The sequence below is a fragment of the Acidovorax sp. BoFeN1 genome, from assembly GCF_003345135.1.
Lineage (GTDB): Bacteria > Pseudomonadota > Gammaproteobacteria > Burkholderiales > Burkholderiaceae_C > Acidovorax > Acidovorax defluvii.
On sequence record NZ_QOZT01000013.1, the window covers coordinates 67,398 to 77,736 of the forward strand.

Consider the following 10,339-nt stretch of genomic DNA (forward strand, 5'->3'; position numbering starts at 1 on the left):
GATCAGGGATACCGGATGGATTAGCGGACCCTCAGGCCAGCTGGCCCAGCTTGGACTGCAGCGCTGCCTCCAGCACGGGCAACCGGGCCGACACGCCCGCTTGCTGCGCTGCAGGGCTGTGTCGCAGGGCAGACGCCCACACGGGCGCCGGGAAATGGCTGTCCCAGTCAAAGCGCGCAATCACATGCCAGTGCAGGTGCGGCACCATGTTGCCCAGCGCTGCAATGTTGACCTTGGTGGGCTGCAGATACTGGCGCAGGGCCTGTTCAACCTGTGCCACCACATCCATGCAATGCGCTCGCTCCGGGGCGTTCAGGTCGGAAAACTCGGCCACATGGGCGTTCCAGACCACGCGGTAAAAGGCGGGAAAACCCGCCTCGTCGGCACGGATGACGCGCAACCGCGCACCGCGCCAGATGAGCGCCCCGCCATCTTCACGGCACAGCGGGCAATCGTGTGTCATACGAGCACACGCTCGATGCCACCATTGTTGGCACGCTGCACATACTCGGGCAGCCAGTTCTCGCCCAGGATCTGCTTGGCCATCTCGATCACGATGTAGTCGGCTTCGAGCAGGCCGGTCTGCAGGTCGTCGCCGTAGCGGGTGATGCCCTGCAGGCAGCTCGGGCAGCTCGTGAGGATCTTGATGTTGTCCTGCGCGCCTACGGCACCGCTGGCGCGCAGCTGGGCCTCGCCCTTGCGAATTTCCTCTTCCTTGCGAAAGCGCACCTGGGTGGAGATGTCGGGCCGGGTGACGCCCAGCGTGCCCGATTCGCCGCAGCAGCGCTCGCTCTTGAGCACCTTGTCGCCCACCAGGGCGCGCACGGTCTTCATCGAGTCGCCCTGCTTCATGGGGTTGTGGCAGGGCTCGTGGTACAGGTAGCCGCCCTGGCCTGCGGGCAGCGTGATGCCTTTTTCGAGCAGGTATTCGTGAATATCGATGATGCGGCTGCCCGGGAAGATCTTGTCAAACTCGTAGCCCTGCAGCTGGTCGTAGCAGGTGCCGCAGCTCACCACCACGGTCTTGATGTCGAGGTAGTTGAGCGTGTTGGCAACACGGTGAAAGAGCACCCGGTTGTCGGTGATCATCTTCTCGGCCTTGTCGAACTGGCCGCTGCCGCGCTGCGGGTAGCCACAGCACAGGTAGCCCGGCGGCAGCACGGTTTGCACGCCCGCATGCCACAGCATGGCCTGCGTAGCCAGGCCCACCTGGCTGAACAGCCGCTCCGAGCCGCAGCCCGGGAAGTAGAACACCGCCTCGGTATCAAACGTGGTGGCCTGGGGGTTGCGGATGATCGGGACGTAATCCTTGTCCTCGATGTCCAGCAGCGCGCGCGCCGTGCGTTTGGGCAGGCCACCGGGCAGCTTCTTGTTGATGAAGTGGATCACCTGCTCCTTGATGGGCGCGGTGCCCACCGTGGCGGGTGGCCGGGTGGTCTGCTTGCGGCTTACCTTGCGCAGCAGGTCCACCGCCATGCGCTGGGCTTTGAAGCCCACGCCCACCATGGCCGAACGCAGCAGCTTGATGGTGTCGGGGTTGGTGGCGTTGAGCATGGCCATGGCCAGTGCGTTGCCGGGGCGGAAGCTCTTCTTGCCCATCTTGCGCAGCAGGTTGCGCATGTTCATGGTGACGTCGCCAAAGTCGATCTTCACCGGGCAGGGGCTCTCGCAGCGGTGGCACACGGTGCAGTGGTCGGCCACGTCTTCAAACTCTTGCCAATGCTTGATGCTCACGCCCCGGCGCGTCTGCTCTTCATAGAGGAAAGCCTCGACCAGCAGCGAGGTCGCCAGGATCTTGTTGCGCGGGCTGTACAGCAAATTGGCGCGCGGCACATGCGTGGAGCACACGGGTTTGCACTTGCCGCAGCGCAGGCAGTCCTTCACCGAATCGGCAATGGCACCGATGTCACTCTGCTGCATGATGAGCGACTCGTGTCCCATCAGGCCAAAGCTGGGGGTGTAGGCGTTGGTCAGATCGGCGTGCAACGGCATTTTTGAAGCCAAATTGGCCTCTAGCCCTTTCCCATCAAGCGCAACAAGCTCCTGATTTCGTAGCAATTTACCCTTGTTGAAGCGGCCTTCCGGGTCTACCTTCTGCTTGTATTGCGCAAACGGGCGCAGTTCTTCGTCGGTCAGAAACTCCAGCTTGGTGATGCCGATCCCATGCTCGCCCGAGATCACGCCATCGAGGCTGCGCGCCAGCACCATGATGCGTTCAACCGCCTGGTGCGCGGTCTGCAGCATTTCGTAGTCGTCGCTATTGACCGGCAGGTTGGTGTGCACGTTGCCGTCGCCCGCGTGCATGTGCAGCGCCACCCACACGCGGCCCTTGAGCACGCGCTGGTGGATGGCCGTGGCCTCCTCCAGGATGGGCTTGAACGCAGCGCCCGCAAAAATGCCTTGCAATGGGGCCCGCAGCTGGGTCTTCCAGCTTGCGCGCAGGGTGTGGTCCTGCAGTTGCGGGAACAGGGTGGCCACGTCCTGCAGCCAGCCCGACCACAACGCACGCACCTCGGCCACCAGCGCACCAGCCTGGGCCACGCGGTCTTCCAGCAGTTCGGCCGATGGAATCTCGTTGGCGTCGTCGTGCTTGCCCAGGGGCAGGTTGCCACGCTCAAGAAAATCGGTGAGCGCGTCGCACAGCTTGATCTTGTTGCGCAGACTCAATTCGATGTTGATGCGCTCGATGCCGTCGGTGTACTCGGCCATGCGCGGCAGCGGAATCACCACGTCTTCGTTGATCTTGAAGGCGTTGGTGTGGCGGCTGATGGCCGCCGTGCGCTTGCGATCCAGCCAGAACTTCTTGCGCGCCTCGGGGCTGATGGCGATGAAGCCTTCGCCGCTGCGCGAGTTGGCAATGCGCACCACTTCGCTGGTCACGCGCGCCACGTCGTCGGCGTTATCGCCCGCAATGTCGCCAAACAGCACCATCTTCGGCAAACCACCACCGTGCTTTTTGCTCTTGGTGGCGTAACCGACGGCCTTGAGATAGCGGTCATCCAGATGTTCCAGACCGGCCAGCAGAACGCCGCTGCGCTTTTGCTCGGCGAACATGAAGTCCTTGATCTCCACGATGGAAGGCACCGCATTCTTGGCATTGCCAAAGAACTCCAGGCACACGGTGCGCGTGTGCTCGGGCATGCGGTGCACCACCCAGCGCGCGCTGGTGATGAGGCCATCGCAGCCCTCTTTCTGGATGCCCGGCAGGCCTGACAGGAACTTGTCCGTCACGTCCTTGCCCAGGCCCTCCTTGCGGAAGGTCTTGCCCGGAATGTCCAGGCGCTCGGTGCGGATGAGCGTTTTGCCATCGGCCTCGAAATACTGCAGCTCGAAGGTGGCCATCTCGGCATCATGGATCTTGCCCATGTTGTGGTCCAGCCGCGTCACCTCCAGCCACTGCGCCTCGGGCGTCACCATGCGCCAACTGGCCAGGTTGTCCAGCGCCGTGCCCCACAGCACTGCTTTCTTGCCGCCCGCGTTCATGGCGATGTTGCCCCCAATGCACGAGGCCTCGGCACTGGTCGGGTCCACGGCAAACACATAGCCTGCGCGCTCGGCGGCATCCGCCACGCGCTGGGTGACCACACCGGCTTCGGTCCACACGGTGCCGACTTCGCTGTCCATGCCCGGCAGGCGGCGCATCTCCACCTCGGTCATGGCTTCGAGCTTTTCGGTGTTGATGACCACGCTCTTCCAGGTCAGCGGAATGGCGCCGCCGGTGTAACCCGTGCCGCCCCCACGCGGAATGATGGTCAGGCCCAGCTCGATGCAGCCCTTGACCAGGCCAGCCATCTCGGCCTCGGTGTCGGGCGTCAGCACCACAAACGGGTATTCGACGCGCCAGTCGGTCGCATCGGTCACATGGCTCACGCGCGAAAGGCCGTCAAACTTGATGTTGTCCTTGGCCGTAAGGCGCCCCAGCGTGCGCTGGATCTGGCGGCGCAGCGTGGCGGCTTGCTCGAACGTGGCATCGAATTCGGCCACGGCGCGGCGCGCGGCCTGTGCCAGTTCGCCCACCAGGCGGTCGCGCTCGGCATCGTCGGCCGGGGTGCGGCGCTTGTCGATTTCGCCCAGGCGGTGCTGCAGGGCATCGACCAGCAACTTGCGACGCGCCGGGTTGTCCAGCAGGTCGTCTTGCAGGTAGGGGTTGCGCTGCACCACCCAGATGTCACCCAGCACCTCGTACAGCATGCGGGCAGAGCGGCCGGTGCGGCGCTCATTGCGCAGCTGGTCGAGCACCTCCCAGGCGGACGCGCCCAGCAGGCGAATCACGATCTCCCGGTCGGAGAACGAGGTGTAGTTATAGGGAATTTCGCGCAGACGAACAGGCTCGGCAGCCTGCGTCTGCAGGGCGGCCAACGCAATCGGAACATTCATGGGATCAACCTGGGTGGACGCGGCGCGCCCTTGTGCCTTGGGGTCGGAATTTTATGCCACCGCCTCCGGCTGCGCCGCCCGGCCCTGAGCGCCGGGGCGGCCCCCAAGGCGATGAATGTGGGTTCTAAAACAAAATCAGCCCGCAGCGCTTTACCAGCAAGCGCCACCAGCTATATTTACAGGAGCAAGCTCAGAACAGCACGCGGCTGCGCAGCGTTGCGGGCACATGGGCCAGTTTGTCAAGCGCCAGGTCCGACGACGCGGCGTCGATGTCGATCACCACATAGCCAATCTTCTCGTTGGTCTGCAGGTACTGGGCCGAGATATTGATCTGGTTGTCCGACAAGATGCGGTTGATCTCGGACAGCACACCCGGCACATTGCGGTGAATGTGCAGCAGGCGATGCTTGCCGGGGTGCGCGGGCAACGCCACCTCGGGGAAGTTGACCGACGACGTGCTGGTGCCGTTGTCGCTGTACTTCACCAGCTTTTCCGCCACTTCCAGCCCGATATTGGCCTGCGCCTCCATGGTGGAGCCGCCAATGTGCGGGGTCAGAATCACGTTGTCCAGTCCCCGCAGGGGCGACTGAAACTCGTCCTTGTTGGTGCGAGGCTCCACCGGAAACACGTCGATGGCGGCGCCCAGCAGCTTCTTGGCCTTGAGGGCGTCGGCCAGCGACTCAATCTCCACCACGGTGCCCCGCGCTGCATTGATCAGAATGCCGCCGGGCTTCATGGCCGCAATTTCGGCCGCACCGATCATCCCCGCGGTGGATGGCAACTCGGGCACATGCAGGCTCACGATATCGCTCTGCCCCAGCAACGTGTGCAGATCGGGCACCTGCCGGGCATTGCCCAGGGGCAGTTTGCTGACCACGTCATAAAACGCCACATGCATGCCCAGCGCCTCGGCCAGCACCGACAGTTGCGTGCCGATGGAGCCGTAGCCCACGATGCCCAGGGTCTTGCCCCGGATCTCGTAGGCGTTGTCGGCCGACTTGAGCCAGCCACCGCGGTGCGCCACGGCGTTCTTCTCGGGGATGCCACGCAGCAGCAAGATGGCCTCGGCCAGCACCAGCTCGGCTACCGACCGGGTGTTGGAGTACGGCGCGTTGAACACGGCAATGCCGCGCTCGCGTGCCGCATTCAGGTCCACCTGGTTGGTGCCGATGCAAAAGCACCCCACCGCCACCAGTTTGTGTGCGTGGGCAAACACGTCTTCGGTCAGCTGGGTGCGCGAGCGGATGCCGACGAAATGGGCGTCCGCGATCTTGCGCTTGAGCTCGTCATCGGGGAGCGCCCCCGCGATGATCTCGATTTGCGAATAACCGGCCGCGCGGATGACATCCAACGCAGAGGGATGTATGCCCTCGAGCAACAGGAATTTGATCTTGCTTTTGTCCAGAGAAGTGGTGGCCATGGCGAATGGAATATAGGAAAAACCTGGCTTGCACATACACAGAGTCGTGCGAGCCGTCAGAACCACAGCATGATGCATTGCACCAAAAATCGCCACATTCTCCGCAATGGCCTTGACGCTGTCCGTGAATTGACAGCGGTTGTTTCATGAACGTCACATTGCCACAGCGCCCACACTGCGCAACGGGTTTCCCCGGTTGTTGTGGAAAAAGGCCTGTGCGACAACGACACACCGTGGACACAAACGCCACCTAGTATCGCCCCTTTTTGTGTCTTCGCCATTCCGGAGGAGTGTTCATGCAATTCAAGCACCTGGCCCTGACTGCCGCCATTGCCACCACCATGTGCGTTTCTGCGCAAGCCCAAACCGAAATCCAGTGGTGGCATTCGATGACGGCAGTGAACAACGAGTGGGTCAATGATCTGGCCAAGCAGTTCAACGAAAGCCAGAAGGAATACAAGGTCGTGCCCACCTATAAGGGCTCGTATGACGAAAACATGACCGCCGCCATTGCAGCCTTCCGCTCGGGCAATGCGCCGCACATCCTGCAGGTGTTCGAAGTGGGCACCGCTACCATGATGGCCAGCAAGGGCGCCACCGTGCCCGTCGGCAAGGTGATGGGCGATGCCGGCATGGCCTTCGACCCCAAAGCCTACATCCCCGCCGTGGCCGGCTATTACACGGCCCCCAACGGCCAGATGCTGAGCTTTCCGTTCAACAGTTCGACCACCATCTTCTATTACAACAAGGACGCCTTCAAGAAGGCCGGCCTGAACGCCGACAAGGCACCAGCCACTTGGCCCGAAGTGTTTGCCGCCGCCAAGAAGCTCAAGGCCAGCGGCCACAGCTGCCCCATGACGCTGGCCTGGATGGGCTGGACACAGCTCGAAAGCTTCTCGACCTGGCACAACGTGGAGTTCGCCACCCAGCAAAACGGCCTGGCCGGCATGGATGCGCGCCTGAAGATCAATTCTCCCCTGCATGTGCGCCATATCGACAACCTCGCAAAGGCTGCGGCCGCGGGCGAGTTCGTTTACAAGGGCCGCGGCTCCACCGCCCAGGCTTCGTTCACCGCAGGTGAGTGCGCCATGATCCAGACCTCGTCAGGCTTCTATGGCGACGTGGCCAAAAACGCCAAGTTCACCTACGGCCTGGCCCCCATGCCCTACTACCCCGACGTCAAGGGTGCGCCGCAAAACACCGTGATCGGTGGCGCCTCGCTGTGGGTGATGGCCGGCAAGAAGCCCGCCGAATACAAGGGCGTGGCCACGTTCTTCGACTTCCTGTCGCAGACCAAGGTGCAAGCTGCCAGCCACCAGCGCACGGGCTACCTGCCCATCACCCTGGCCGCCTACGACCTGACGGAAAAATCGGGCTTCTACCAGAAGAACCCAGGCACCGACGTGGCCGTGCAGCAGATGGTGCGCAAGGTGACCAACAACTCGCGCGGCATCCGCCTGGGCAACTATGTGCAGATCCGCACCATCGAAGACGAGGAACTCGAACAGGTGTGGTCGGGTAAGCAGTCGGCCAAGACTGCCCTGGACTCGATCGTGAAGCGTGGCGACGAACTGCTGGCCCGCTTTGAGCGCGCCAACAAGGGCAAATAATCCGCTGGCAGCCCCCATCCGCCGCGCCCCACAAGGGGCTCGGCGGATTTTTTATTGCGAAATCCTATGGAAAAACGCGTCCTTTTCCGCTCCCGATGGCTGCCCTGGGTGTTGCTCATGCCCCAGCTCGTCATCATTGGGGTTTTCTTCTTCTGGCCCGCCAGCCAGGCCGTGCTGCAGTCGCTGCAGGTGCAGGACGCCTTTGGCATGTCAACCGAGTGGGTGGGTCTGGAAAATTTCCGCAACCTGCTCGACGACCCGACCTACCTGAACTCGTTCCAGCGCACCGCCTTCTTCTCCGTGCTGGTGGCGGCCGTCGGCATTGTGGTGTCGCTGGTTCTGGCCATTTTTGCCGACCGCATCGTGCGCGGGGCCATGGTTTACAAGACCCTGCTGATCGTTCCCTATGCCGTCGCACCGGTGATCGCCGGGGTGTTGTGGATCTTCATGTTTTCGCCCTCGATCGGCGTGGTGTCCTATTTTCTGGGCCAGCTGGGCTACACCTGGAACCACCTGATGAACGAAAACCAGGCGATGGGCCTGATCGTCGCGGCCTCGGTGTGGAAGCAGATTTCCTACAACTTCCTGTTCTTCCTCGCAGGCCTGCAATCGATTCCGAAGTCGCTGATTGAGGCCGCCTCGATCGACGGCGCCGGCCCCTGGCGCCGGTTCTGGAACATCCAGCTGCCCCTGCTGTCGCCCACCACCTTCTTCCTGCTGGTGATCAACATTGTTTATGCGTTCTTCGACACCTTCGGCATCATCGATGCGATGACCAGTGGTGGCCCCGGTCAGTCCACCACCATCCTGGTCTACAAGGTGTTCCTGGACGGTTTCAAGGCGCTCGATCTGGGCGGCTCGGCGGCGCAATCCGTTGTTCTGATGATCATCGTGGTGGCCTTGACCGTGGTCCAGTTCCACTACGTCGAAAAGAAGGTGCAGTACTGATGCCCGCCACGCCGCTGACTCCGCCCTGCCCGTTTGACCTGCTGGAGGCCTTCTATGGTTGACCGCAGCCCCTGGCTCACGGTGCTGTCGCACACCGTGATGATTCTCGGTGTGATGGTGGTGGCCTTCCCCCTGTACCTGGCCCTGGTGGCCTCCACGCACACGGCCGCAGACATCGTGCAGACCCCCATGCCACTGCTGCCCGGCCGCGAAATGTGGGCGAACTACCAGGCCGCGCTGTTTGGCTCGGGCAAGCTCGGCTCCAACACCAATGTGGTCCACATGATGTGGGTGAGCTTCGTGACGGCCATGGTGATCACCGTGGGCAAGATCGCGATCTCGCTGCTGTCGGCGTTTGCCATCGTGTATTTCCGCTTCCCGCTGAAGATGCTGTGCTTCTGGGCCATCTTCCTGACGCTGATGCTGCCCGTGGAAGTGCGCATCCTGCCCACCTACAAGGTGGTGGCCGACCTGGGCCTGCTCAACACCTACGGCGGGCTGACCCTGCCGCTGATTGCCTCGGCCACCGCCACCTTCCTGTTCCGCCAGTTCTTCCTGACGGTACCGGACGAGCTGGTGGAGGCCGCCCGCATGGACGGCGCCGGCCCCATGCGCTTCTTCAAGGATGTGCTGGTGCCCCTGTCCAAGACCTCGATCGCCGCACTGTTCGTGATCCAGTTCATCTACGGCTGGAACCAGTACCTGTGGCCGCTGCTGATGACCACCACCGAAGACATGTACCCCGTGGTGATCGGCATCAAGCGCATGGTCGGCGGTGGCGGCGAAGCCTCCATCGACTGGAACATCGCCATGGCCACGGCCATCCTGGCCATGCTGCCGCCGGCTGCCGTGGTGGTCCTGATGCAAAAGTGGTTCGTCAAGGGCCTGGTGGACACCGAGAAATAAGCCCCGGTCCCCACCGCTTTTTTGAATTGCTGAACCCCATCCGCTTATGGCATCCATCTCTCTCCAGAACGTCGTCAAACGCTACGGCAGCGGCAAGACCGCCGTGCCCGTGCTCCACGGCATCAATGCAGAAATCAACGACCGCGAATTCATTGTGATCGTCGGCCCCTCGGGCTGCGGCAAGTCCACGCTGCTGCGCATGGTGGCCGGCCTGGAGGAAATCTCCGGCGGCGACATTGCCATTGGCGGACGCGTGGTCAACCGCCTCGAGCCGGCCGCGCGCGACATCGCCATGGTGTTCCAGAACTATGCGCTGTACCCGCACATGTCCGTGTTCGACAACATGGCCTACGGTCTCAAGATCAAGAAGGTGCCCATCGCCGAGATCAAGGTCCGCGTGGACAAGGCCGCCAAAATCCTGGAGCTGGGCCATCTCCTGGAGCGCAAGCCGCGTGAGCTCTCGGGCGGCCAGCGCCAGCGCGTGGCCATGGGCCGCGCCATCGTGCGCCAGCCCCAGGTTTTCCTGTTTGACGAGCCCTTGTCCAACCTGGACGCCAAGCTGCGCGCCCAGACCCGCATCGAAATCCAGAAGCTGCACAACGAACTGGGCATCACCAGCCTGTTCGTCACGCACGACCAGGTCGAGGCCATGACCCTGGCCCAGCGCATGATCGTCATGAACGCCGGTGTGATGGAACAGTTCGGTACGCCCGAAGAGGTCTACCACACGCCCGCGTCGATTTTCGTGGCCAGCTTCATCGGCTCGCCGCCCATGAACCTGCTGCGCCACGCGCCCAACAGCAAGCCCGGCACCCTTCTGGGCGTTCGCCCCGAGCACCTGGACATCACCGCCACCGGCTGGGAGGTGCGCGTGGACACGGTCGAATTGCTGGGCGCCGAGCGCCTGATCTACGCCACCATGGGCGGCGACAGCCTGATCGTGCGCATCGACGAGGGCAGCGCCGCGCCCAAGGCGGGCGACACCATCCACGTCACGCCGCGCGCAAACCGGCTGCACTGGTTCGATGCCCAGACCGGCAAACGTCTCTGACCTGCCCCGACGTATGCCCCTCATGCC

Annotated in this window: 7 protein-coding genes; 4 read left to right on the forward strand and 3 right to left on the reverse strand. The window is 62.9% G+C overall.

Annotation, left to right across the window (positions count from 1 at the left end):
• Nucleotides 1–31 precede the first annotated feature (31 nt).
• The 3 genes from DTW89_RS05500 to serA all read right to left on the reverse strand — a co-directional run bounded on the left by DTW89_RS05500 (nucleotide 32) and on the right by serA (nucleotide 5,797).
• Complete coding sequence (locus tag DTW89_RS05500; RefSeq protein WP_024814208.1) at nucleotides 32–463, reverse strand: HIT family protein; 432 nt, start codon at nucleotides 461–463, stop codon at nucleotides 32–34.
• Entirely contained in the window at nucleotides 460–4,377 is a 3,918-nt protein-coding gene (locus DTW89_RS05505; RefSeq protein WP_114655191.1) for a DUF3683 domain-containing protein, read from the reverse strand. Before DTW89_RS05505 ends, DTW89_RS05500 begins: the two co-directional genes overlap by 4 nt.
• Before the next feature lie 190 nt (nucleotides 4,378–4,567).
• The gene (serA, locus tag DTW89_RS05510) at nucleotides 4,568–5,797 is read right to left on the reverse strand and encodes a phosphoglycerate dehydrogenase (protein ID WP_114655192.1); all 1,230 of its coding nucleotides are present in this window, start codon (nucleotides 5,795–5,797) and stop codon (nucleotides 4,568–4,570) included.
• Between the two features lie 296 nt (nucleotides 5,798–6,093).
• Between serA and ugpB the strand changes: the two genes are divergently transcribed.
• The 4 genes from ugpB to ugpC all read left to right on the forward strand — a co-directional run bounded on the left by ugpB (nucleotide 6,094) and on the right by ugpC (nucleotide 10,312).
• Entirely contained in the window at nucleotides 6,094–7,407 is a 1,314-nt protein-coding gene (gene ugpB, locus DTW89_RS05515; RefSeq protein WP_114655202.1) for a sn-glycerol-3-phosphate ABC transporter substrate-binding protein UgpB, read from the forward strand.
• A 66-nt stretch (nucleotides 7,408–7,473) separates the two neighbouring features.
• Entirely contained in the window at nucleotides 7,474–8,355 is an 882-nt protein-coding gene (gene ugpA / locus DTW89_RS05520) for a sn-glycerol-3-phosphate ABC transporter permease UgpA (protein WP_114655193.1), read from the forward strand.
• A gap of 54 nt (nucleotides 8,356–8,409) precedes the next feature.
• A complete protein-coding gene (gene ugpE, locus DTW89_RS05525; RefSeq protein ID WP_114655194.1) occupies nucleotides 8,410–9,261 on the forward strand; it encodes a sn-glycerol-3-phosphate ABC transporter permease UgpE in 852 nt (283 codons plus the stop codon).
• 46 nt (nucleotides 9,262–9,307) lie between these two features.
• Nucleotides 9,308–10,312, forward strand: a complete 1,005-nt coding sequence (ugpC, locus tag DTW89_RS05530; protein WP_114655195.1) for a sn-glycerol-3-phosphate ABC transporter ATP-binding protein UgpC — start codon at nucleotides 9,308–9,310, stop codon at nucleotides 10,310–10,312.
• Nucleotides 10,313–10,339 lie beyond the last annotated feature (27 nt).

What these genes read in the sequence shown, in the direction of transcription:
- ugpC (WP_114655195.1), top strand. Translation starts at nt 9,308, where the DNA reads ATGGCATCCATCTCTCTCCAGAACGTCGTCAAACGCTACGGCAGCGGC.
- ugpA (WP_114655193.1), top strand. Translation starts at nt 7,474, where the DNA reads ATGGAAAAACGCGTCCTTTTCCGCTCCCGATGGCTGCCCTGGGTGTTG.
- DTW89_RS05505 (WP_114655191.1), bottom strand. Translation starts at nt 4,377, where the DNA reads ATGAATGTTCCGATTGCGTTGGCCGCCCTGCAGACGCAGGCTGCCGAG.
- ugpE (WP_114655194.1), top strand. Translation starts at nt 8,410, where the DNA reads ATGGTTGACCGCAGCCCCTGGCTCACGGTGCTGTCGCACACCGTGATG.
- DTW89_RS05500 (WP_024814208.1), bottom strand. Translation starts at nt 463, where the DNA reads ATGACACACGATTGCCCGCTGTGCCGTGAAGATGGCGGGGCGCTCATC.
- serA (WP_114655192.1), bottom strand. Translation starts at nt 5,797, where the DNA reads ATGGCCACCACTTCTCTGGACAAAAGCAAGATCAAATTCCTGTTGCTC.
- ugpB (WP_114655202.1), top strand. Translation starts at nt 6,094, where the DNA reads ATGCAATTCAAGCACCTGGCCCTGACTGCCGCCATTGCCACCACCATG.